Below are 22,146 nucleotides of genomic sequence, written 5' to 3' on the forward strand. Positions count from 1 at the left end.
ACTGGCAATGCCAGGGCTGCTCGTATAATTTGGCGGGTCTTGTCATTGCTTGTGTTTGCCGGTATGAATCAATCCCAATTGCGTTTTATTTTCATCGCTGCCGCGCTCATGGTGGCGGTATTTGCCTGGCTGTTCTGGCATCAGGATGGGCCTGTTGCCGGTGCTAATGCAAGTGCCAGCGCAAGTGCTGATGCAATCGCCAGCGCCGCAGCTTCTGCCCCTGCGCAGTCAGCAGCCAGTGCACCGCTTGTGACAAAACTGCCAGGCGTCAGGGATGAACCCGGCATGCTGCCCGCCCCCACAGCCGAAAAGTTTGATATAGCCGTACTCGAAGACCGTGCCCTGCTCTCGCAATACCTGAACCCGGCCCAGCGCCAGCAAGCTCTGGCCCAGCTGAAAAACCAGCATTGCGAGAGTCAAAAAATAAGCGTGTATTTCAAGAAGGATGTTGCCGAAAAGCTGCTGGTCAGCGATTGCTATTACCTGGTATCGCCCGGCCAAGACGGTAACCCAGGCTGGTACGACACCGACTACGGCATCATGCTGGCCGTCGATAAGACCGGCGTCGTGGAATTGAAAGACATCACACAGTTCAAGTTCATGTATGAAAGCAGCAAGCTCAGTGCCGTCACCAGCCTCAACAAAAATGGTCGTCTGCAACTGTGGCTGGATGGGCTCATCTGTGAGAACGATGGCGCAGATGATAATGATGATGAGGGGGATGCTGCTGCCAGCAATGCCGCAAGTACTCCAGCCAGCGCAGCAAGTCAGCATAAGAGTTCACTGGCAGGCTGCTGGTCCACTACCGTCGTAGAAGTTAATGGTGACAAGCTCGAAATGTTCAGGCACTGAGCAAGTGCTTCACCGTCCAGCGATCATTACACGTCTGCGTGTCAAAAGTGCCTTTATCAGCACAGACAATGAAATATACCAGCCTAGAAAAAACGGATTAAGGAGCAGCGTGCCCACTACGACATGCCACCCGCCCTGCTTCTGAAAACCATGCTTCTTGAGGGCAACTTGAATCTTGTAGGCCCTCGTCGTCAGGAAAATGAAATTAAACGAAGCAAAGAGCATGAAAAACAAGCTCACTAGCGGATTGACTGGCCTACCTGTCACTACCGAATACCAAAAAATACCGAGGGTAAGCAAATAAATCACAAGGCAGACACCAAGCTGTTTGATATACTTGTCCAGGCCAATTTCGCCCCAAATCTGCGCATGTGCAGCGGTGAACGTTACTGCTTCACTTTTCCTGCTATCCCTGTATTCAGTCTTGATGTCGAATACCGGCCCCATAGTTTCCATAATTATCCTGATGTTGTCATGTTTGGGAAAACACCCTGCTCAGGGCGCATTGCATTGCACCGCGTAGTGTATCCGAGCGGCTGCCAGATTGTCACTGGGCTTTTCTTCTTTTTAAGGACAGGAGACAGAAATTGCATACGTCCCGGTTCCATACATGAATGCAGATGCGAAGGGCAAGTTGGCTCGGGTTCCCTTTGATTTTAAGCATATAATTCTTCACTGACCAATATCAGGTACAAGCAGAACCATGTTTGAAAAAATTTTATCCAGACTGTGGAAGAAAAACATTACGCCAGCCAAGAAAGAAAGTGATGCTGCCCCCAGGGACTTAAGCCCCCAGCAGCCGGAAAATACGTCTTTCGCACCAAGATGGATGGATGCCACAGACCCGGGAAATCCATTTGGCATTGCAGGCTGCGACTGCTTTGCCTACACACAATCACTGAGATCGACCACCAGCCAGCAAAACGTAGAATCCTACTTCAATCTGCGGGGTGATTTTGGTAAAAGGCTGATAGGACTCCTTCCTGACAACTGCATGGAAATACCATGCTCGCTTGAATACCCGTATGCCGGGGAAATTGCTGATGGTGCCTTATTCAAGTCACAGGCTATGGAAGAAAAATGGGATATTTACCTTTACCAATCCAGGATTTATTTCTGCCGTAGCTGGACTGGCGTCCTGGCGTATGTAGGTGAAATCGAATTTAATGATGGTAAAGTACGTATCCATAAAATTTATGCTCCCCGTGAAATTGCTGAAGACGACACTGAATACGCTATCAGGCAAGTTGACTATCTCAACAAAAACCATCTCTTCAAATCAGTCGAACCACATCCATTACCCAAAAATTTTCCTTTGGATTTGGACAAAATCGCAGCCTTTTCATTTAGCCAGTATGGAAGCAAATGCTGCTTCGCGACTTATGAAGACACGATCAATTTTAAATGCCCGCCACGAAAACCAGTCTGACTCAGAGGCAAAGGCGGCAAAAATTCTCCTTAACACAAGGGTAGCGCAGCCTTGTACTACAATGACATTCATCATCTTTTCTTAGCATCCCATGCCTGACACCCCCATCAACGCCCTCTTCGTCTGCAGCCGCAACCAGTGGCGCAGCCCGACTGCCGAGCAGGTCTGGCGCAAGCACCCCATGGTGCGCGCCCGCTCTGGCGGCACCAGCCCGAATGCCCGCCACCCGGTCTCTGCCGCTGACATAGAATGGGCAGAAGTCATTTTTGTGATGGAAGAAAAGCACAAGTCCCGCCTCATGGCCAGCTACCGCAACCTCATAGGACACAAGCCTGTGCATGTGCTGGATATTCCTGACGAATACAAGTACATGGATGCAGAACTGGTGGAACAATTACAACAAGCTATAGGCGACATCCTGGGTTTAAACTGATTTTTAAATTATTTAAAAAAATCTGAATCCTTTTACGCATCTGAACACTCTTGGTCTATGTCATTCATTACAAAGAGGAGTTCACCATGTTTCATTTCAAACGTAATCTGCCCCATTGGGAACGCGCCCTGCGCATCATCAGCGGCCTGTTGCTGTTCTGGCTCGCATACAGTGGTCAAGTTGGCGGCATGCTGAACTGGGTTATCATCGCCAGCGCTGTTACCATGATCATGACCGCCTTTGTCGGTTTTTGCCCCGCCTGCGCAATACTGGCGAACTACAACAGTAGGAAATAGAGTGCCTTCCACTTGCGCGACGATCATGACTGTGTTGCAAATGCTCGTGATAGCTTGCTATCACTGTGCTTTGCGCCTTGTCCTGATCGCCGGGCAAGCGTCTTTCACTTCTATCTCCTACTGTTATAGTCCGCCAGGGCGCAAATACCTGGATAACTGAGATGAGCCTGTCCCGCCCTCAATTACTGGAAGCCGCCCGGCAAGGTGATGGTAAAGCCATTGCCACATTGCTGGAAGTCTGCCAGCCCGATCTCAAGCGCTTTGCCCGCCGCACCTGCTCAAATGCCGAGGATGCCGAAGACGCGGTGCAAATGGCCTTGTGGTCGCTGTACCGCAAGGTAGGCGCGCTGCGCTGTGCGGCGACCTTTGCCACCTGGATGTTCCGCATCGTTGAACGTGAGTGTTACCGCCTGTTCCGCGTCAAGAAATACCATGAAGCCCTGGATGAGCTCAATGAACACGACATGCCCATGGCCAATATGGTGCCGACTGACTTGCGCATGGACCTGGTACGCGCGATGGAAAGGCTGTCGCCTCCTTACCGCGAAGTGTTGATACTGCGTGACGTGCATGAACTGACCGCCCCCGAAGTCGCCGCCCAACTGGGCCTGAGCCTGGAAGCGGTCAAAAGCCGCCTGCACCGCGCCCGTGCACAGGTGCGCGAGCAATTGCTCAGCAGTGGTTACTGGCTCAAGGATGGTGCACCTGAGGTTGCCAACGCTGCCGGAGTTACCGGAGTTGCTGAACGAGATGGAGGCAATCATGTTTTGTAGCACATCTGTGACGGTGCACTTGCTGCGCGGTCTTGGTGCGCTGGTACTGGTGATCGCCGCTTTATTGCTTGAACCATTTGGCATGCTCTGGTCAGGCCTGGCACTCATAGCTGCATTTTTGTTGATGCGCGGCTGCCCCATGTGCTGGATGATGGGTTTGATTGAGACGATTTATGAGAGACGAAACAAGGGCTAACCGTAAGCTGAATTTCCTGTAGGTTGGGCTACGGGGTATCAGCCCAACACTCGGCCTTTGATAGACGTATACGTTATTTAAGCGCCGAGTGTTGGGCTGGTAAGACGTAGCCCAACCTACACATTGAGCGCAAGTGCTACAGTGAATAAGCAGGAGAGTATTCAAAAGCAATCACCAAACTGACAGTATCAACGCCTCTTTCAACTGTTCACAAGAAAGAAGTTCTTCTGGAACGTTTTCAAAGATCGCATGCCATTTACGACAAAAATCATAAGCCAGTTCATAATAAGATTGTGGAATTGTATCTCGGCCAAAATCAAAAAATATGCTTGCTTTTGGCTTTGTGCCTAATTTTTCTTGAATTTTTTGTAGATGAACTATATCACTATCGTCCCATATCTCTTCTTTGTAGATCAAATCCATGAATATGTGAGCATGTCCTTCTAGAAATGGTAAAAAGAACTGTACCGCATCTTTTGAATTCGACTGGACCTCCCAGCCACCACGGTCAAGAATAAAGCCGCGCAAATTTGCATAGGAAAATGTCTCTGCTATATATAAATGGGCGTTCAAACTCATGACGGAGCCTCGTTTTTTTGTGATAGCTAATAATTGCAATATAAGTTGAGCGTAACAATAACTTGTCTTGGTACACAGAATATACGAATTAGAACCTCCCTTCCAACCCAATTCTGGCACTTGTGATAACTCCGCGAATCATGGATACTTCAAGATACCTACCCCACAGTGAGGCTATCCATGACCCCAGATCAGGCAAGCTCAACCACGACTGCACAGTTGAAACCCACGCTGGGCAGTTTGCAGTTGTGGGGCATTGCGGTGGGTCTGGTCATCTCTGGTGAATATTTTGGCTGGAGTTATGGCTGGGCCTCTGCCGGTACGCTGGGTTTCACGGTCACGGCGCTGTTCATTGCGGCGATGTACACCAGTTTCATCTTCAGCTTCACTGAACTGACCACGGCGATACCGCATGCGGGCGGGCCATTTGCGTATAGCAGGCGGGCTTTTGGGCCTCTCGGTGGTTTCTTAGCCGGGGCTGCGACTCTCATCGAATTTGTATTTGCACCGCCCGCCATTGCGCTGGCGATAGGTGCCTACCTGAATGTGCAATTTCCTGAAATTAATCCCAAGACGGCGGCGGTGGGGGCTTATCTGGTGTTCATGACACTGAATATTCTGGGCATACAGATCGCGGCCAATTTTGAGCTGGCCGTCACCCTGCTGGCGATATTTGAATTGCTGGTCTTCATGGGCGTGGTGTCTCCGGGTTTTAGCATGAGCAATTTCACCAAGGGTGGCTGGGCCGGACAAGATCATTTCAGCATCGCTTCGCTGCCCGGTATGTTTGCGGCTATCCCGTTTGCGATCTGGTTCTTTCTGGCGATAGAAGGTGTCGCTATGGCGGCAGAAGAATCGCGCAACCCGCAACGATCCATCCCCATAGCTTACATAGGCGGCATCATCACCCTGGTGGTGCTGGCGATAGGTGTCATGGTGTTTGCTGGTGGCGTGGGTGACTGGACCAAGCTGTCGAATATCAATGACCCATTGCCGCAGGCGATGAAGCTGGTGGTTGGTAATAACAGCAACTGGCTGCACATGCTGGTGTGGCTGGGCCTGTTTGGTTTGATTGCTTCTTTTCACGGCATCATACTTGGCTATTCACGGCAGATATTTGCGCTGGCGCGTGAGAATTATCTGCCGCATTTTTTTGCCAAAATACACCCGCGCTTCAAGACACCGCACCGGGCAATTCTGGCGGGCGGTGCCATCGGTATTGCTGCGATTTATAGCGATGAACTGATCAAGATAGGCGGCCAGAGCCTGACAGCGAATATACTCACGATGAGCGTGTTTGGTGCGTTGCTGATGTATATCGTCAGCATGCTGGCCCTGTTCAAACTGCGCCGCACAGAGCCGGATACCGTGCGGCCATTCCGTGCGCCGTTTTACCCTTACTCACCAGCGTTTGCATTGATCAGCGCCTGCATCTGCATGGCGACCATGATTTATTATAATCTGCTGATATTCGGGATTTTTTGTCTCTTCCTGGGGCTGGCTTATGTTTATCATGCGATGACAGTGGGCAGGCGTTCGCCATTGCAGCATGGAGCAGACAACAATCCCATGACCACAGAAACCGCAGCACGATGAGCATAAGGCCTGCACAATTCAGCCACATCGTCGGCACGCGCACTTACCAGTTCCGCGACCTTAAAGACTTGCTGGCCAAAGCCACGCCGCTGAGGTCTGGCGATTTGCTGGCAGGTGTCGCCGCAAGCACGGCAGAAGAGCGCGTGGTCGCGCAAATGTGTCTGGCAGAGTTACCACTGAAAACCTTTCTCAATGAAGCACTGGTGCCTTATGAAAGTGATGAAGTGACGCGCCTCATCATTGACGAACATGATGCCGCTGCGTTTGCCAGCATCAGCCATTTGAGCGTGGGAGATTTTCGTAACTGGCTGTTGTCAGATGCAGCAGATACTGCAACGCTGACCGCACTGGCACCTGGCATCACACCAGAAATGGCTGCCGCCGTCAGCAAGCTCATGCGCGTACAGGATTTGATTTTGGTAGCTAAGAAATGTCGCGTGGTCACGGCATTTCGCAATACCCTGGGTCTGGAAAACCGTATCGCCACGCGCCTGCAACCCAACCATCCTACTGACGATACGACAGGCATCGCAGCCAGCATACTCGACGGCTTATTGTATGGCAGTGGTGATGCCGTGATAGGCATCAACCCCGCTAGCGACAATGTGCCGCAAGTGATCAAGCTGCTGCACATGCTGGACGCCATCATAGAACAATATGCTATACCCACCCAGTCTTGCGTGCTCACCCATGTGACCAATACCATGGCGGCAATCGAGCGTGGGGCACCAGTCGATCTGGTGTTCCAGTCGATCGCGGGCACCGAGGCAGCCAATAGCAGCTTTGGCATCAACCTCGCCTTGCTGGCTGAAGCACGCAGTGCCGCCCTGTCACTGGGGCGAGGCACGGTGGGCCAGAATGTCATGTATTTTGAAACCGGCCAGGGCAGTGCCCTGTCAGCCAACGCACATCATGGCATGGACCAGCAAACCTGCGAGGCACGTGCCTATGCAGTGGCACGCAAATTCCAACCGCTGCTGGTAAATTCTGTCGTCGGCTTCATCGGGCCTGAATATCTCTATGATGGCAAGCAGATCATACGTGCTGGCCTCGAAGACCATTTCTGCGCCAAGCTGCTGGGCCTGCCCATGGGTTGCGATGTCTGCTACACCAACCATGCCGAGGCTGACCAGGACGACATGGATATCCTGCTGACATCACTCGCCACCGCAGGCTGTAATTTCATCATGGGCGTGCCAGGGTCGGATGACATCATGCTCAATTACCAAAGCACGTCTTTCCATGACGCGCTGTATTTGCGGCGTGTGTTGGGCTTGCGGGCTGCGCCTGAGTTTGAAGCATGGCTCAAGCAGATGGAGATATATAAGTACGATGATAAGCACGACGATAAGCACGATGAGCAATTACAATTACATGATGCCCTGCCGCGGGGTTTTGCACCTGCGCTGCGAAGACTGAGATGAGTACAGTCAAGCCTCCTGTCCATGCCAACCCATGGCAAGCCCTGCGCCAGTTCACCCAGGCGCGCATTGCCCTGGGCCGTGCTGGCGTCAGCGTACCTACCGGTGCGCAACTGGCCTTCCAGCTCGCCCATGCACAGGCTCGTGATGCCGTGCATCAGGCGCTGGATGTCGCTGCACTGGCGCAGGCTTTGCAAGCTGCTGGATATGCGAGCATGCATGTCAACAGCGCGGCGCATGACCGTCATACCTATCTCCAGCGGCCAGACCTGGGCCGCCGATTGAATGAAGAAGCACGCCAGCATCTGGGCCAATTGCCATCCCCGGTTAGCGATCTCGCCATCGTCATTGCCGATGGTTTATCAGCCCCTGCCGTCGCGCAAAATGCCCTGCCCTTGCTGTCAAGTTTGCAGGCCAGACTCACGCCTGACAACTGGAGCCTGACACCCATCGTCATCGCCACCCAGGCCAGGGTTGCCATAGGAGATGAAACAGGTGCGCTGCTGAATGCGCGTGCCGTACTCGTCTTGATAGGAGAAAGACCTGGCCTGAGTTCCCCCGACAGCATGGGAGCCTACCTGAGCTGGGCACCGCAACCAGGTTTGACTGATGCTGCGCGCAACTGCATCTCCAACATACGGCCCGATGGCCTTAGTTACGATACCGCCGCTTACAAGATGCATTACCTGCTGACAGAAGCACGCAAGAGAGGGCTAACGGGAGTGGCTTTGAAGGATGAAACAGACGCACCGGTTCAGCTTGGCAGCCAGGCCGTGTCGAATTTTTTGCTGGAAAAGTAGGGTGCGCCATGCGCACCGCTTCATGCTTATGTAATTTGTATGTGAAAATAAAGCGGTGCGCACGGCGCACCCTACCCGTTATTCAACATCCATCGCAATTGCCGTCACGTAGAGCGCATTATAATGCACCCTACGTCACGGCTACGCTTGAGTTTAGTAGGGTGCGTTACAACGCACCACTCAAGCCACCGGATAAGTTAATTGCTTTTGCAGATGTGAAAGCTGAATTGCTCCATGTCTCTCACAACACCAACAAGTCCAAGGACTTTTTAAAACCTTGCTTTAACATACAGCGACGGCCCATTCAGGCGCAGGTTCAATTGTGCACTGTCATCACGGCCAATGTCACGTGTGAGGCTGATTCTGGATATGCCATAGTCTGCCACGATACCGATGTTCTCCACCGGGAACCACTCTGCACCTATCGTCGCTGTATAGATATGGCCATTGATGCTGCCGCCATTTTTCTTCACGCCAGAAGCCTCGACGAACATGCGCGTAGCTGGTGTGAACGAATGGCGCCAGCCCAGCTCCAGCAAGGGTGCAAAGGTGCTACGCTCAAAACTATCTGCGCCACTATTACTTATGCCAGCTACCGAGCCTGTCACCGTGCCACCCACAGTCGCCCGATAATAGGCTGCCCCCAGCCCCAAGCCCACCACATCAGATCCCTGACCCATCCACCAACGGTAAGCCACCTGGCCTATCTCCAGCCGCGCATCCGCCGCCAGTGCAGCAGTGCCGTTCAATGGCTGACCATTCAGGGTCGTGCTGCCGTTGAGACTGGAGGAATAAGATTTATCGTAGCGATAATAATCAAAAGAAATACCCTGGCTGTGGCCCAGCAAAAAATCTGCCTTGATCCTGGGTATGGTCACTCTTTCGCCATCATAAGACGGGGTTTCGTAACGGCCCGATGTGGTGTTGACGCCAAGTTGAAAGCTGGTATCGGCATTGATAGCACCGAACGACACACTGGCACGGTCAAGCGCAGGCGATACCGTGGTATCTGCCGCAGATGCCGTAGATACTGTTGATGCGGCTGCTGCCATGCAACTCATGAGCAGCATTGCGCGGGCAGGTTTTGCAAGCTGCGTACGCAAGTTAAATTGTTTGAATTGTGGAATAAATTCTAGTGTATATCCAGCCATGGAGTGCTCCTGATGATCAATTGTTCTTCAAAAATTGTGCGTGCACTTTTATATTTTTTTGTGCATCGCGAATAAGAGAAGGATAACAATCCGGCACAGCAAATTAAATGGCGGAATTCTCAAAATTGGGTCGGCGGTGTCCTACATGCAAGATAATGTCAGGTATGGAAATCGATTGTTAGCGTGCGATACTGCCACACTGCGCTTGCACGACTATCAATGGCGATGCACAGTCGTATCTACGCTCAATCAGGGATATTTTCAGGAACGTTTACCAGAACTCATGTCATCAACGGGATGAGATGCATTCTTTAAAATTCACCAGACCCACACAGTCTCAGTGCAGGCCCGGCAAAAAATCACTCAGGCAAAAACCGCATTCAGGCTAGCAATGATCGCCGTCTGGCTGCCATCTGCCAGGGGAACCGTTACAGTGCTGCCTTTGAAAGCAACCACGCTTTGTCCTGACGAGGCCGATTGCGTGAAAGGAGTGCGGGAACTGGCGTGGGCCATGCTGCCGTAGGGGCCATAAGTGGTGCCGCTTTTTCCGGTCAGGGTCAGTTGCAGGACGCATTGCCAGCCAAACCATGTGCCGGTATAGCCAGAGACGGACACTATCGGATCGTTATACGGGATGTTGGCGACCTGGCTGGCCCCGCTATTGCCGCCATGCTGCAGGGTGGTGAAGATACCGGTTTCCTTGTTCTGGGTGCCGATGTTGTAAGGGCCGGTGCCGGTATTGACGGACTGTATGGCGTTGAGCACATCACCGGAGCGCACCGTCACTTGCGTGATATTCGGGTTACCCGCTGCTGCGATAATCGCGGTGTCGTCAAAGGCATTGCCAGCGGGCGGGTTCGCCAGTTGATCAAGGATCATTAACTGCGCCTGCTCGAACTGGAAGTTGCCTGAGTTCAGGCGCCACATGAAAATATCCTGATAATTGTACTGCTTGCCACCGCTGTTAAAGCCTGTGGAAACGGCATTCCATACCTGTTGTGCGCTGGCGTTAGGTGCTGAATTACCTGGTTCAAACTGCGCGCCATAACCGATCACGGACGGGGAAAAACCGGCATTGATGAAGCTGGATAAAGGAGTGCCGTCGTAGAATTGCGGCGAGACAAAATCGAAGGCGCTGTTGACGGTGGGATAGTCGATGGAATCAGTCGGCCATGCAGGTGTGAATGACAAGAAATATTTGACAGGCTGCTCATCAAACACCTGGCGTATCGTGGAGAACAGTATCTTGAACTGGTCCTGGGTCATGTCGTCAGAGACATCGCCTTCCCAGTCTATATCAAGGCCATTCATGCCATTGCCTTGCAGATAGCTGACAAGATTATTGGCAAATTGCGTTGCCTGTGTCTGCGGGTCGCCTGTCTTGGAAAAAATCGCGGCCAGGGTATTGGCGCCTGAATACACCATCGTCGCCAGAAACTTGATGCCGGGGTTAACCTGGCGCGCATCATGCAGCACAGAGTTCAGATAATCCTGATTGCTGAGCCCGCCTTCATGCGTTGAACTGCCAATTTCTATGGTGTCACCATTCACAGCCGGGGTGACCGCGAAAAAAGCGATGCCGAGAAAGTTTGCGCTGTTATAGGTTTTATTGCTGATCAGTGTTTGAAAGCAACTGTTTGTGCTGTCGTAGTTGGTGCCGGGTGGTTCATCTTCATTCAGAAAGATCCACGCATTGATGCCATTTGCCAGGTCTGCCATGTTGATACTCCTTTGGATTGATGTGATAGTTTGCCTATCCTCAATATGCAGCCATCAGCATGATGGCCGTAAAGGCCATAAAGTCGGCGTAGCACCTCATGCCATCTGCATATCTTCATAAAGAAATCGGACTGGGTGAGCTTTGCAATCGCGCTAAAAAGCGGATTGACGTTAACAATTCCGGTATCAATTCCTATGCCAGGAGCAGCATGAGAGATTGCTGAAAAGTTAACATTTTTATTATATCAAAAAAACAATTTATTGCCAGTTTTTTTGCTTTTTAAATATGATCTATAGGCCCCAAGCCTTTTGATGAGAACAACTGAGTTGCTGCATCAAAGGCGGGCTCCAGTCCACCACAATAGCCAAGTGCGCCAAAAGTATGAGCGAGGTCTTTCAACCAGACAAAAAAGTCTGAGGCTAACACCAGGCCTGCGTCGCTGCAGTCTTTGGTGGATAAAAGTATGACTACATCAAAAGCACTTTCGCCATAGATAATCTGCACGCTTGGATTTTTCAACATTTGCTGATCAATCTTCATTTCATGAAGATTTAAGAAAAAGCTGCTGTAGTTTTCGCCTTTGAATATCTGCGCCCAAAAGCTTTGACTAAAGACGTTTTGAAATTCAAGTTCTCCAAGACCACTTTGCTCAAAGTTTCGCACATTAGAAATATCGATAGCGAGCCTGGACATCAAAGATGCAAGCTGATTTACAGGAACTGATTCCAGCAAAAATTCTAGTAGCCCATTCAATCTGTAGCCTTTACAAGTTTTATCCGTGTGGTTCTTGTAGCGCGATCTTCAGAAACGCAGTCGCGATATCGCCTCAAGTATAAACTACGCGCATGCTCAATTAGCGTGCGAAAGCCGCAGAATATACTGGTAGCCCATTCCTCAAAAAATCCCCAGTCCGTTTCTGGCGAGACTGTCCAGGTCTGAACATCAATACTGCCTGCTCTTGTCCAACACCATATAGACACCTTAAAGAGGAAGAGCATGATAGAACTGAACAATAAAGTCGCCATCATCACCGGGGCAAGCTCAGGCATAGGGCGGGCTGCGGCCTTGCTGTTTGCCAGCGCAGGGGCAAGCGTGATTGTTGCTGCGCGGCGGCAGCCTGAGCTGGATAGTCTGGTAACACAGATACGGCAGGCGGGTGGCCGTGCTGCAGGCATCGCGGGCGATGTCAGGCAGGAAGCCTATGCGCAAACCCTGGTTGAATTTGCCGTACAAGAATTTAGCGGCCTCGACATTGCCTTCAATAATGCAGGCACCATGGGTGAAATGGGGGCAACACCACAAGTGTCTGCCGATGGCTGGCAAGATACGCTGGATACCAATTTGAACAGTGCATTTTTTGGCGCGAAATATCAGATACCTGCAATGCTCAAACGCGGTGGCGGCAGCCTGATTTTTACATCTAGCTTTGTCGGTCATACAGTGGGTTTTCCTGGTGTGGCCGCCTATGCCGCCAGCAAGGCGGGGTTGAATGGCTTGACGCAGGCACTGGCAACAGAATTTGGCGCACAAGGCATACGCGTGAATGCGATCTTGCCTGGTGGCACAGAGACACCGATGGCACATCAAATGAATCACACGCCAGAGGCCATGGCCCAGGTCGCCAGCTTGCATGCATTGAAACGTCTGGCACAGCCGGAAGAAATTGCGCGCGCAGCACTGTTCCTGGCGTCGGATGCATCTTCATTCATGACGGGTACAGCGATGCTGGTGGATGGCGGGGTGTCAGTGAACAGGACTTGAGGCGGGTTCCTTACCTGTACTGACATTCCACTGGTAGGGTGCGCCGTGCGCACCGTTTTTTAATTTTACTGATACCTGTAACGGTGCGCATGGCGTACCCTACGCACCCTACTCACCTTGCTGGCACCTGCATATATACAAGTTCCTGTTTTTTTGCGATGATGCTGACTCTTTTGGCAAGGCATTGCCCCACTCCCGCTCAGCAACAAGGTTTTTACATGGCTACCGAAGTCGAGATTCAGAATTTGTACATCGCTTATTTCAACCGCCCTGCCGACAAGGCTGGTCTCGCTTACTGGAAGGATGTCAGCCTGAGCCTCTTGCAGATCGCGCAGAGTTTTTCTGAACAAAAGGAATATGCAAGCGCCTTTGCCGGGTTCACAGCAGAACAAACCATCAATGCCCTGTACAACAACCTGTTCAACCACAAGGCTGACACTGATGGCTTGGCGTACTGGAGTGGCCAGATCAAATTTGGCAAGGTCAGCATAGGGGCAGCAGCGATTGCGATTTTGAACGGTGCCACAGGTGCAGACCAGATGGCGGTGCAATCCAAGAATGCAGCGGCGATTGCATTCACAAAAAAACTGGTCACTGACCCTTTGGCAGATTATGCCTATAACCTCGGTGGCGCAGCATTCAACACAGCCAAGAGCTGGCTGGCCCCTGTGGTTGATATCTCCAGCGGTATTGATGCCATCAACAGCCTGGTCAGCATCACTGAAAAATTAACGTCGAACGCAGCCTACGGTAACGACAAACTGGCAAACGCAGTCCTCGTACCTGTGCTGGCGGGCCAGAACAATACAGGTAGCAAGACCGGGGACTTTTATTTCACCGCAGACGATAGCCAGTTGCTGACATCGAATACCAGGCTGACAGGCAACGGCGCGGCAGTGGCGCTCAATGTCAACAGCTTTTTTACGCCAACCTCGCACAGCGGTGCAGTTGTTAGCGCCGTGCAGACACTGAACCTGCAAGCGGGTGCTGACACCAGCAATGCGGGCAATGATTTCCTCAACAGTTTCACGGTTATCAATGCCAACCGCATCAGTGGCGGTGACAATATCGTACTTGGCAATCTGTCTGGCCAGACCGTGAACCTGAATAACCAGAGCGGTACATCGACAGTCACGCTGGGCGGCATCAACCAGAGTGTCACCCAGGCTGCAGCGCAGGCTAACTCTATCATCAAAAGCAGCAGTGCCAACCTCAAAGGGGCGAGCTTCAATTTCAGTAATACCGGTACGGGCGACCATACACTGGAACTGACTGACAGCAGTGGTTTCAAACTGGATCGTGTCAACATGATAGGCCTCAATAAGATCATCGTACGCGGAACCGACGACACCAGCCTGGACGTCACCCCATCGCGCGATCTTGCCATCAGCCTGTCCAGCAGCAAAAATGTCACTATCGCTGCAAAGGGCGGACAAAATGTGAGTATCACCGGCGCCAAGGCATACGGGCTGACGCTGTATGGCAACAGCAAATTTACGATAGAAAACAGTCAGTTTTCCAGCATCGACCTTTCCGACAAAGGTGGCACGCTGACGGTCAAAGATATCAACACCGAAGACCACACTATCTACAGCTCCGTGCCTACCAAACTTGACATGAGCAATGGTGGCGGTGGCACGATCAAATTCTCTGGTGCCGGTAGTTTTGACATCACGGGCGCGGGCAGCAAGCCCAAGGCGTATTTTTATGAATTTGGCGCAACTGGCGACATCAACCTGACCACGGCCGGTACCAATTCCGTGGGCTTTTACGAGTTCCTGGGAACCGGGGCAGTCACCGTCAATCTTGGTGGTACAGGCATGCTGTTCCTGGGAGCTTACTCAACACATAGCTCAACTACAGTAAATGTCTATCAACCAGGTTCCAGCATATTTATAACGGGCAACGGTGCACTGGTGAATGTGCAGGAGACAGAAGGCAAGACTGGTAACTTTAACTTGACGACCAGCAGTTCCACGCCAACCAATATCAAGCTTGCCAGGACGGGCGGCGGAAATGACAAGATGGAGATTAAATATTCGACAGTAGAAACCATCAAGACTGCGCTGTGCACCATCAGCAATTTCAATGTCACTGGCAACGATAAATTCGCTACAGGTACAGCAGCGACATCGCTGAGTAAAATCAGTATCAACAGTTCTGACTTTGCCAGCCTCGCCAGCAATATTGCCAGCAGCGCGGCCGCAGCCGGACAGGCACTATCGGCAACTGCGGGGCAGGCATACCTGATCACCATCGGCAGTGGCGAGGCCGCAGGTACTTATCTGTATGAACACACTTCTACAATCGCCAATACTGTTGCGGGCACAGATGTCATCGTCAAACTGCTTGGTGCCAGCCAGTTTGGTGCAGCAGATATTGTCGATTACGCGTATTGACAGATAGTAGGGATGCAGGGACATGCTTGTCCCTGCATCTCTACTGCCAGGTGCCTGCACGTACACTTGACGCCCCCGCCTACTACTGGCACACTACAGCTTCCATCAACCACCACAGGAGACAACATCATGAGAACCACGGATATTGCCCTCTTGTCGGCTGCCTGATCTGCTCACATCGCTGCCTTTATCGCCGCACACATCTTTTCTTGGCGTCTTAAAAAATTTATCGCTAGTGTGCTGATGCGCGCCTAAAATCGCGTCTGCTTGTGCGTCTGCTTGTGCGTCTGATCGCGCGCCGACTTCCATTTTCTTTTTTCGTTCCTGCTCGCCCCGGCTTTTTTATTATTTGCCGTGCCTGCGGGATGGTTCAGTGTATCCAAAAACGATGCACGCCCATGAATATGGACAGACACACTTATCATGATCAATTTTGATTTCACATCCCTGCGCCTGATCGGCCTGACACCGGCTATCGCCAACCAGTTACACGCACTGGCAGCAGATAATGACGACGATGCCAGCCTGCAAATGGCACGTATTACTGAAGTACACCGCGACAGCCTGGTCGTCCACAATGGCAGCCAGAGCATGCAGGTGCGCGCCCTGCCGCGTCTCTTGCATGAGCTGGCGGCAGATGACAGCAACCTGGCCGTAGGCGACTGGGGCCTGTTGAGCAATAATGGCGATACCGGCGCTGACTACAGGTTCATCGCCCGCATGCCGCCATTCACGCATCTGGCACGCCGCAATAATGAAGGGCGTTTGCAAGCACTGGCCAGCAACGTCGATACCGCCCTGCTCGTCATGGGCCTGGACAGCGACTTCAAGCTGCGCAGGCTGGAACGTTACCTGGCACTGGTGCAAGCCGCCGGGGTCGCCCCCATCATCGTGCTGACCAAGGCCGATGTGCACGAAGATACGCAGGCGCGCCTGGCCGAGGTAGAACAACGCTTGTCGGCCAGTGTGCCTGTGCTTGCCGTCAACGGCAAGAGCAGCACGACAGCAGATTTGCTGGCACCCTGGATGGCGGCTGGCCAGACTCTGATCTTGCTCGGCTCATCCGGCGCGGGCAAATCGACGCTGACCAATACCCTGGCAAGTAGCGCGCAAGATACCGGTGCCGTGCGATCCACTGATGGCCGCGGCCAGCACACCACCACCGCACGTTCGCTGCACCTGTGCCCCGGCGGTGCCTGCATCATCGACACCCCCGGCCTGCGCACTCTGCAACTCAATCTCGACGAGCAGGAACTCAGCGCCAGCTTTGCCGACATTGATGCACTGGCCGCAGAGTGCCAGTTCCGCGACTGCAGCCACCAAAGTGAGCCCGGTTGCGCCGTGCGCGATGCCATTGATGCAGACAGGCTCAGCAACTTCCAGAAACTGCAACGCGAAACCCGCCGCCACCAGCAAACCCCGCTGGAACGGATAGCAGCAAGGTCAAAGTGGAAGGTGTTGATGCGTTCAGTGAAGGAGAAGGACAGGATGAAGCGGAGCTAGCCAATATAAATCAAAGGAGCGCCACACGTACAAATAGCTGCGCACACATTCTCGTGCGTCATTGCTCGCTACAGTTTTTTAGGAAATTTTGTGGTACTGTTAATTTCATGTGATATCGGCTACGACTATCTCATCTGACGATATAGCGAGGATTGTCTGCGTTAATAGGGATGCGTAAAATTTTGCCTGGCTGGGCGTGATCTCGCAGGGCTGTTCACTTCGCGTAGGGCTATTGACCACCAGCGCCGCCAGACAGAGCGCTGATGGTCAGCCAAGCTCAGTTGCTCAGTTTTATTATTTGCTTTGGCGAGTAAACAAAATAATTAAACTGCAATTACGCTGACACAGCATCTTAGTCCCGCCATTTCGGGGAAACACAGCTCGCCATTTTTATCAGCCATTTTCCAGTAAGAAACTACCAAAGCCGGTGTATCAGGAGCAATAAATTCAACCTCGAGTGTCGCAGAGTTACCTGGTAATGTGTTCGGAACAGTTATTTCCTGATATTGAGGCACCAATGAATAGCTTAATTGCACATAAGAATCACCTTGTTTTCTATAAATAATAAAGTTTTGATCCTGGCAAACGAGTTTACGGTCTATCCAGGGTAATTCTCCCCGATTTGCGATTTTCCATACTTTGAGAAATTTCTGCCCAATTAACACGATATCGCCGTCAGGGAAAGTGACATCTTTAACGAAGTGACTGGTGTCATTCCGCCTGCTTCTACGCCAGGTGCCTCTTTCTGGTGAAGATGTTCCTGCCAGATATAAGCTGACCAGATGATGTGGATTATGATCAAGTGCATAGGCGAGATTGGCCAATGTCCTGACAGTTGGTTGTTGGACTTCTCCATTCAGTATTTTCAATAGCGCGGTTCTGCTGATATTAGCTCGTCTTGCCAACTCAGAATCACTGATTAGCTGTTTTCTTGCTTCTACTCTAAGAAAATTTCCCAAGTCCAAACTACTCATATATGCCCCTACATTAATCAGTAAAATTCTGGGCATGAATGGAGCAAGTAATGCAGCCGCATCATGACCTAGGACGAAAATACGAAACCAGACTTGATCAGGGTTTCGCTGAAAATTGATTTGCTCAAAAGATTAAAAACTACGTTCTCAATCATACAATTAAGTTATTAATTAATCATTCTATTTCTGACTTTAACGTCAAACATACGGACTGCCATGATTGACACTTCCATCGCAAGCTAAGGCATAAGAAGATCAGGACAGTGGGAGAAAGTTATCCTGGGCTATTTTTAACTGGATTTGAATATCAAATTTTTCATCGCTATAATCGTGTTCTTGCATATAAACGGTGGGACTAATTCCCAGTTACATTTTTTTGAAATATCAATGCAAAACGCCCCATTTTATTGGGGCGTTTTTTGCGGATGAGGAAAAGACAATACTCATCAAGAAAGGCAGATTCAATTCGCAAGCCAAAGTTTTTGATAGACTCAAAAAAACTACACTGTCATCGATGATACCTTTATGGTTAAAATATTTAGAGCGGCAACTTCAAGAGACATACCCAAAATATGACCACTTGCTACCGTCATACCAATACAACTCTCTGGTAGAAACAAACATAGCGATGATCTTGCCGCCGCCAAAATTCTGACATAAATAGCTAGTGAAACATGCATAGTTTCCACCAGATTTAAAACCGAAGTATCCCTGGTATTTAGCATACATGGCATCAATTGGATTAGAAGTAACATTGATGCCGTTCGTGTTGTTTGTCGAAATTTTTTCAAACTTGACGGCATCAACTGCAACATCTTCAGAAATTGTTATTCCTTTATTTCTATCATCACTTGCTGCCCCCAAAGACAATCCCACATAACCAAGCGAGTTAAAATCAAAGACATCTGTATTATCTTCTGCTACTAATTGGACCCATTTATTGCCATTATTTTTTTGATCGACTGGCTTTGATATCAACACTTTGGAGCCATCAGGTTTGATTTTATAATAAACCGATTTGGCAATTGGTCCCCGCTCAGGGATGTGCACATAAATCTTGTACTTGGCCGCAGTACCGGGCTTCCATTGAGCAAATGCCTCGCTTCTGCCCTTGAAGAGATAAGCAGTCAGATAATAACCAGGTACCTTGCCAGCGCTAGAATTCGAAGGTTTTGTTCCATCAAAGAATGATCCAACCGATACCCCATTTTTTGTATTGAGCTGATCGTTATCGACGATAATATCGCCGTCATTGACAATGGAAAATTTCAAAGGATATCCGTAGCGGGAATCACTACTATCCGTGGGATCTAAAAAAGGCAGAAACATATAGTCACCAACGTCATAACCATCACTTGCAACGCCTGAAATACCTGAAGAAGGAACGGCACCAACAGTATTACCAAGAAATTTCTGTTTTTCAGTCAGGCCACTCGATTTTGTGGAATCCTCGGCTTCGCTACGTTTGCCAGTTTTCCGCACCAATATACTTGAGCGCTTATGATTTCCCTGAATTGGAAGAAAGCCATACAACGCCTTTTTGGTAACGCCATATACATCAAAATCTGATTCAGATGTTGTACTGCTTCGGCCAACAAATGGAAGTAGTTCACGCTTGTTTGCCACAAAAACCAAAGGATCGTAATAGCGCAAATTAGCATCTGTTGTAGAGTAATGCGCAGTTAAAGATGCTTTAGAATACAAACTAATATCTGCGGCCAGCTCACCTGGGCGGGCATAGGTTGTGTAAATCCATGCCAAGCTTACGGTGTCGGCAATCTCTACATGCAAATGCGGACTGAATACAGTGACTCCACCCGCTCCTATCCCGCCTTTTTTTCCAACATACTGGCCTTTGGCTATATAGTCGCGTTCCGCGATCGCTTCGGACAAATCGGAACTATGCAATAAATTTACCTGAAAATATTCACCAGACCTTATCAAGTTCCGGATGCTTACCTGACCATACGAATCCTTTTTTTTCCCCATTACCTTGCCAAACCCGTATGACATAACTGCATCTTTATAGTCCGGATTATTGACCGAGTAGTCCATACCAGTATGGGTAGCCGTATTAAATCGGCACCCGTCAAAACGGCATTCGTCCCGCGACTTAGCAGGATTCCAGTATCGATGAGTCCAGAAGTTACTGGAACCACCCCAACCGGATGAGCCATACTCCTTAAAGCTATAGGTACTGAATGGCTCTTCAGCTTGTACGTTTAAAGAGACTGCGAGCGATATGATCAATAGACGTTTCACGTTCAACTCCTATTAAACGGATTTATATTAAATGCAATTTTCTGCACAGACATCAGCTTCTTTCTTCTATCAGCCAATGAAATCAGTCTATTCAGAAAGATGTAATCTCCAGTTGTCATATTTTGATTTTGTCCCCTTGAACTCATTGGTATTAAGTAAGAGTTACAGAGAAATAGCATCAGCTTATTTGTGGATTTGCCGCTCAGGGAAGTCCCATGTATTGAGGTGGAAAGCGAGAGTCAATCGAGAATCCGCTTGTAGAAAACATGCTTGCATCAACAAAAAAACTGGGAATGCACCTTGAGTCGATCAACCAGGTTTTCCCTTTGTCAGTTTCCCCACTATGCATAGCGGACGGGCAGTCGGCAAGCTACCACTCTCTCACAGAAACTGCAGCTCAATAGCACGATTGACTGACGCAGGATAAACCGGCATCTTAAATAAAATTCACAACCAAGTTAGTTGCAATTTAAAAATAAGTATTTTATAGTGTGAGCACTACAACCCCAAACTGAACGCATCATGACTACGCACAACATCACCACCGTCACACTCTACCGTCCTACGGGCCCAGAAGAGCTGGCACTGGTGCGCGACAGTGGCAACAAAAAATGGCCGCCCCGTCTGCCTGAGCAACCTATCTTTTACCCGGTGACCAATGTGGAATACGCGATACAGATTGCCAGAGACTGGAATGTGCCAGCAAGCGGCTCTGGCTATGTCACGCGCTTTGAGGTCAGCAAGAGTTTCATGGACAATTACCCAGTCCAGACCGTTGGTGGTGCCATACATACTGAGTGGTGGATACCGGCGGAAGATGTGGAACTCATGAATGCCAATATCCTTGGCGAGATTGAGCTCATCCATAGTTTTACTGCCTGAGGCAAGATTCAAACTTGATAAAATGCAGGGCGAAAACGGCATGCCCTGCATTTTATTTTTAAGCTTATTAGCTTTCCCTGAGAAATTCCTCATACCGCAATTGTTCACGCACCATCCGGCGTACGCTGCGCACGACGCTCATACTGCCTATCACGCAGATAGTCATCACAACTAATATCAACCTGTAATCAAGCCCCATGTGGTAGCGGCCGATGGAGAACAGATACGCAGTAATTGCATAATAAAGTGTTGGCAAAGACCAGTAAATGATGCCAGACCCCACCCACAGCAATTTGCTCTTTTTGGCGACTTCTAGCAGATGCTTAAGGATGTGCAGATGCCAGATAAAAGCCGGGAAAGCAATAAAATATAAAGGCGCATGGGCTTTATCGAAGAAGGTGTAAAAACTGATGAGCCATGGCTTTATCGGGAGCCAGTGCAAACACATTACGATCAAATACAGTGCCCCTGGCAATAACATCAGCAGGCAACTTAGTACCAGGTTTCGCATAAGCTCAGGCACATCTCTCAATGGCTGATATTCACGCGCCCTGCCCAAAACCAGCCGCGTAAACAAGAAACCAGCAAGCGCTGAAGATAACAAGACATGGAGAGTCAGGAAACCGCCATAGCGTAAATATGGAGATAATAAGGACTTGTCTGCAAAAAACATGTAAAAAACGAGGCGCAGAAATAAGGCAGTTACCACCGTCAGGATAATCGAAGGCGCAATCCAATTGCGCCTGGAATCAGAAAACGCCCCCGCTTGCGCAAAGATAATGATTTGCAGCAAAACAACCACAAGCAAAGATGGCAAAGACAGGAAAGCAAAAATGGGAAACAGGTCCGTCATGAACCTGGACAAAGGCATGGAAACACCTAGCGCGACAATATTCATTGATTTATCTGTATATTGGAATAAACGCATCTTACACTGACTCATGCTGCATTTTCCTGAGAACAGAAGACTAAAGAGCCTTGAATAAAGTGCCGTCATCCCTCACGGCAGGCGGTATGCATACAGAGGTATATGTCAAGACGCAAAACATCGTCATGAGCAAGCCGCATGCTATAGTCGCATCGCCATCAAGTTTCCTTACTTATGCCACATGCAAATAC

At 50.1% G+C, this 22,146-nt stretch carries 21 protein-coding genes; 13 read left to right on the forward strand and 8 right to left on the reverse strand.

All coding sequences use genetic code 11. The features are described from left to right. The first annotated feature begins 63 nt into the window (after positions 1 to 63). Positions 64 to 852, forward strand: a complete 789-nt coding sequence (locus tag ACO0LI_RS17820) for a hypothetical protein (protein ID WP_423034212.1) — start codon at positions 64 to 66, stop codon at positions 850 to 852. A 9-nt stretch (positions 853 to 861) separates the two neighbouring features. Here ACO0LI_RS17820 and ACO0LI_RS17825 read toward each other — a convergent pair whose 3' ends face one another. Then, positions 862 to 1,308: a hypothetical protein gene (locus ACO0LI_RS17825; protein ID WP_422954188.1), complete on the reverse strand. Its 447-nt coding sequence runs from the start codon at positions 1,306 to 1,308 to the stop codon at positions 862 to 864. Between the two features lie 247 nt (positions 1,309 to 1,555). On the opposite strand from ACO0LI_RS17825, the gene ACO0LI_RS17830 reads away from it, so the two are divergent. The 5 genes from ACO0LI_RS17830 (at position 1,556) to ACO0LI_RS17850 (ending at position 3,979) form a co-directional block, all read left to right on the forward strand. Continuing rightward, complete coding sequence (locus tag ACO0LI_RS17830; protein ID WP_423034214.1) at positions 1,556 to 2,281, forward strand: hypothetical protein; 726 nt, start codon at positions 1,556 to 1,558, stop codon at positions 2,279 to 2,281. A 91-nt stretch (positions 2,282 to 2,372) separates the two neighbouring features. Further along, positions 2,373 to 2,714: a low molecular weight protein tyrosine phosphatase family protein gene (locus ACO0LI_RS17835; protein ID WP_422954185.1), complete on the forward strand. Its 342-nt coding sequence runs from the start codon at positions 2,373 to 2,375 to the stop codon at positions 2,712 to 2,714. Positions 2,715 to 2,800: 86 nt separating this feature from the next. Beyond that, a complete protein-coding gene (locus tag ACO0LI_RS17840; protein ID WP_422954184.1) occupies positions 2,801 to 3,010 on the forward strand; it encodes a YgaP family membrane protein in 210 nt (69 codons plus the stop codon). 161 nt (positions 3,011 to 3,171) lie between these two features. Continuing rightward, on the forward strand, positions 3,172 to 3,783 hold the full coding sequence (locus tag ACO0LI_RS17845) for an RNA polymerase sigma factor (RefSeq protein WP_423034216.1): 612 nt from the start codon (positions 3,172 to 3,174) through the stop codon (positions 3,781 to 3,783). Beyond that, positions 3,773 to 3,979: a hypothetical protein gene (locus ACO0LI_RS17850; protein ID WP_423034218.1), complete on the forward strand. Its 207-nt coding sequence runs from the start codon at positions 3,773 to 3,775 to the stop codon at positions 3,977 to 3,979. Before ACO0LI_RS17845 ends, ACO0LI_RS17850 begins: the two co-directional genes overlap by 11 nt. A gap of 171 nt (positions 3,980 to 4,150) precedes the next feature. Here ACO0LI_RS17850 and ACO0LI_RS17855 read toward each other — a convergent pair whose 3' ends face one another. After that, complete coding sequence (locus ACO0LI_RS17855) at positions 4,151 to 4,558, reverse strand: hypothetical protein (RefSeq protein ID WP_423034220.1); 408 nt, start codon at positions 4,556 to 4,558, stop codon at positions 4,151 to 4,153. Between the two features lie 180 nt (positions 4,559 to 4,738). Between ACO0LI_RS17855 and eat the strand changes: the two genes are divergently transcribed. From eat to eutC, 3 genes are read left to right on the forward strand one after another with little or no spacing between them, the layout of a single operon-like run. Beyond that, on the forward strand, positions 4,739 to 6,154 hold the full coding sequence (gene eat / locus ACO0LI_RS17860; protein ID WP_423034222.1) for an ethanolamine permease: 1,416 nt from the start codon (positions 4,739 to 4,741) through the stop codon (positions 6,152 to 6,154). Then, positions 6,151 to 7,578 carry an ethanolamine ammonia-lyase subunit EutB gene (locus ACO0LI_RS17865; RefSeq protein WP_423034224.1) on the forward strand — a complete coding sequence of 476 codons (1,428 nt, stop codon included), beginning with the start codon at positions 6,151 to 6,153 and terminating at the stop codon, positions 7,576 to 7,578. Before eat ends, ACO0LI_RS17865 begins: the two co-directional genes overlap by 4 nt. After that, positions 7,575 to 8,375, forward strand: coding sequence for an ethanolamine ammonia-lyase subunit EutC (gene eutC, locus ACO0LI_RS17870; protein WP_423034226.1), 801 nt, complete (start codon positions 7,575 to 7,577; stop codon positions 8,373 to 8,375). Before ACO0LI_RS17865 ends, eutC begins: the two co-directional genes overlap by 4 nt. 269 nt (positions 8,376 to 8,644) lie before the next feature. Here the strand turns inward: eutC and ACO0LI_RS17875 are convergent, their stop codons facing one another. From ACO0LI_RS17875 to ACO0LI_RS17885, 3 genes are all read right to left on the reverse strand, one after another. Next, complete coding sequence (locus ACO0LI_RS17875) at positions 8,645 to 9,526, reverse strand: hypothetical protein (protein ID WP_423034228.1); 882 nt, start codon at positions 9,524 to 9,526, stop codon at positions 8,645 to 8,647. A 363-nt stretch (positions 9,527 to 9,889) separates the two neighbouring features. Further along, positions 9,890 to 11,245 carry a glycosyl hydrolase family 18 protein gene (locus ACO0LI_RS17880; RefSeq protein ID WP_423034230.1) on the reverse strand — a complete coding sequence of 452 codons (1,356 nt, stop codon included), beginning with the start codon at positions 11,243 to 11,245 and terminating at the stop codon, positions 9,890 to 9,892. A gap of 280 nt (positions 11,246 to 11,525) precedes the next feature. Next, complete coding sequence (locus ACO0LI_RS17885) at positions 11,526 to 11,999, reverse strand: hypothetical protein (RefSeq protein WP_423034232.1); 474 nt, start codon at positions 11,997 to 11,999, stop codon at positions 11,526 to 11,528. 243 nt (positions 12,000 to 12,242) lie between these two features. On the opposite strand from ACO0LI_RS17885, the gene ACO0LI_RS17890 reads away from it, so the two are divergent. The 3 genes from ACO0LI_RS17890 (at position 12,243) to rsgA (ending at position 16,909) form a co-directional block, all read left to right on the forward strand. Then, positions 12,243 to 13,007 (forward strand): SDR family oxidoreductase, encoded by a 765-nt coding sequence (locus tag ACO0LI_RS17890; protein WP_423034234.1) that lies wholly within the window; start codon positions 12,243 to 12,245, stop codon positions 13,005 to 13,007. Positions 13,008 to 13,225: 218 nt separating this feature from the next. Further along, complete coding sequence (locus ACO0LI_RS17895) at positions 13,226 to 15,406, forward strand: DUF4214 domain-containing protein (protein ID WP_423034236.1); 2,181 nt, start codon at positions 13,226 to 13,228, stop codon at positions 15,404 to 15,406. 423 nt (positions 15,407 to 15,829) lie between these two features. Further along, a complete protein-coding gene (rsgA, locus tag ACO0LI_RS17900) occupies positions 15,830 to 16,909 on the forward strand; it encodes a ribosome small subunit-dependent GTPase A (protein ID WP_423034238.1) in 1,080 nt (359 codons plus the stop codon). 323 nt (positions 16,910 to 17,232) lie between these two features. Here the strand turns inward: rsgA and ACO0LI_RS17905 are convergent, their stop codons facing one another. Both ACO0LI_RS17905 and ACO0LI_RS17910 read right to left on the reverse strand, forming a co-directional pair. Continuing rightward, positions 17,233 to 17,883: an NBR1-Ig-like domain-containing protein gene (locus tag ACO0LI_RS17905; RefSeq protein WP_423034240.1), complete on the reverse strand. Its 651-nt coding sequence runs from the start codon at positions 17,881 to 17,883 to the stop codon at positions 17,233 to 17,235. Between the two features lie 552 nt (positions 17,884 to 18,435). Further along, the gene (locus tag ACO0LI_RS17910) at positions 18,436 to 20,145 is read right to left on the reverse strand and encodes a hypothetical protein (RefSeq protein ID WP_423034242.1); all 1,710 of its coding nucleotides are present in this window, start codon (positions 20,143 to 20,145) and stop codon (positions 18,436 to 18,438) included. A gap of 522 nt (positions 20,146 to 20,667) precedes the next feature. On the opposite strand from ACO0LI_RS17910, the gene ACO0LI_RS17915 reads away from it, so the two are divergent. Beyond that, positions 20,668 to 21,027 (forward strand): hypothetical protein, encoded by a 360-nt coding sequence (locus ACO0LI_RS17915; protein ID WP_423034244.1) that lies wholly within the window; start codon positions 20,668 to 20,670, stop codon positions 21,025 to 21,027. A 67-nt stretch (positions 21,028 to 21,094) separates the two neighbouring features. Here ACO0LI_RS17915 and ACO0LI_RS17920 read toward each other — a convergent pair whose 3' ends face one another. Beyond that, positions 21,095 to 21,955: a hypothetical protein gene (locus ACO0LI_RS17920; RefSeq protein ID WP_423034246.1), complete on the reverse strand. Its 861-nt coding sequence runs from the start codon at positions 21,953 to 21,955 to the stop codon at positions 21,095 to 21,097. Positions 21,956 to 22,146 lie beyond the last annotated feature (191 nt).

The sequence above is a fragment of the Undibacterium sp. Tian12W genome, from assembly GCF_049339405.1.
Classification (GTDB): Bacteria; Pseudomonadota; Gammaproteobacteria; order Burkholderiales; family Burkholderiaceae_D; genus Undibacterium.

Coding starts and splice junctions, on each gene's coding strand:
- ACO0LI_RS17875 (WP_423034228.1), bottom strand. CDS start 9,526: ATGGCTGGATATACACTAGAATTTATTCCACAATTCAAACAATTTAAC.
- ACO0LI_RS17825 (WP_422954188.1), bottom strand. CDS start 1,308: ATGGAAACTATGGGGCCGGTATTCGACATCAAGACTGAATACAGGGAT.
- ACO0LI_RS17920 (WP_423034246.1), bottom strand. CDS start 21,955: ATGCGTTTATTCCAATATACAGATAAATCAATGAATATTGTCGCGCTA.
- rsgA (WP_423034238.1), top strand. CDS start 15,830: ATGATCAATTTTGATTTCACATCCCTGCGCCTGATCGGCCTGACACCG.
- ACO0LI_RS17835 (WP_422954185.1), top strand. CDS start 2,373: ATGCCTGACACCCCCATCAACGCCCTCTTCGTCTGCAGCCGCAACCAG.
- ACO0LI_RS17855 (WP_423034220.1), bottom strand. CDS start 4,558: ATGAGTTTGAACGCCCATTTATATATAGCAGAGACATTTTCCTATGCA.
- ACO0LI_RS17820 (WP_423034212.1), top strand. CDS start 64: ATGAATCAATCCCAATTGCGTTTTATTTTCATCGCTGCCGCGCTCATG.
- ACO0LI_RS17905 (WP_423034240.1), bottom strand. CDS start 17,883: ATGAGTAGTTTGGACTTGGGAAATTTTCTTAGAGTAGAAGCAAGAAAA.
- ACO0LI_RS17865 (WP_423034224.1), top strand. CDS start 6,151: ATGAGCATAAGGCCTGCACAATTCAGCCACATCGTCGGCACGCGCACT.
- ACO0LI_RS17830 (WP_423034214.1), top strand. CDS start 1,556: ATGTTTGAAAAAATTTTATCCAGACTGTGGAAGAAAAACATTACGCCA.
- ACO0LI_RS17895 (WP_423034236.1), top strand. CDS start 13,226: ATGGCTACCGAAGTCGAGATTCAGAATTTGTACATCGCTTATTTCAAC.
- eutC (WP_423034226.1), top strand. CDS start 7,575: ATGAGTACAGTCAAGCCTCCTGTCCATGCCAACCCATGGCAAGCCCTG.
- ACO0LI_RS17890 (WP_423034234.1), top strand. CDS start 12,243: ATGATAGAACTGAACAATAAAGTCGCCATCATCACCGGGGCAAGCTCA.
- eat (WP_423034222.1), top strand. CDS start 4,739: ATGACCCCAGATCAGGCAAGCTCAACCACGACTGCACAGTTGAAACCC.
- ACO0LI_RS17850 (WP_423034218.1), top strand. CDS start 3,773: ATGTTTTGTAGCACATCTGTGACGGTGCACTTGCTGCGCGGTCTTGGT.
- ACO0LI_RS17880 (WP_423034230.1), bottom strand. CDS start 11,245: ATGGCAGACCTGGCAAATGGCATCAATGCGTGGATCTTTCTGAATGAA.
- ACO0LI_RS17915 (WP_423034244.1), top strand. CDS start 20,668: ATGACTACGCACAACATCACCACCGTCACACTCTACCGTCCTACGGGC.
- ACO0LI_RS17845 (WP_423034216.1), top strand. CDS start 3,172: ATGAGCCTGTCCCGCCCTCAATTACTGGAAGCCGCCCGGCAAGGTGAT.
- ACO0LI_RS17840 (WP_422954184.1), top strand. CDS start 2,801: ATGTTTCATTTCAAACGTAATCTGCCCCATTGGGAACGCGCCCTGCGC.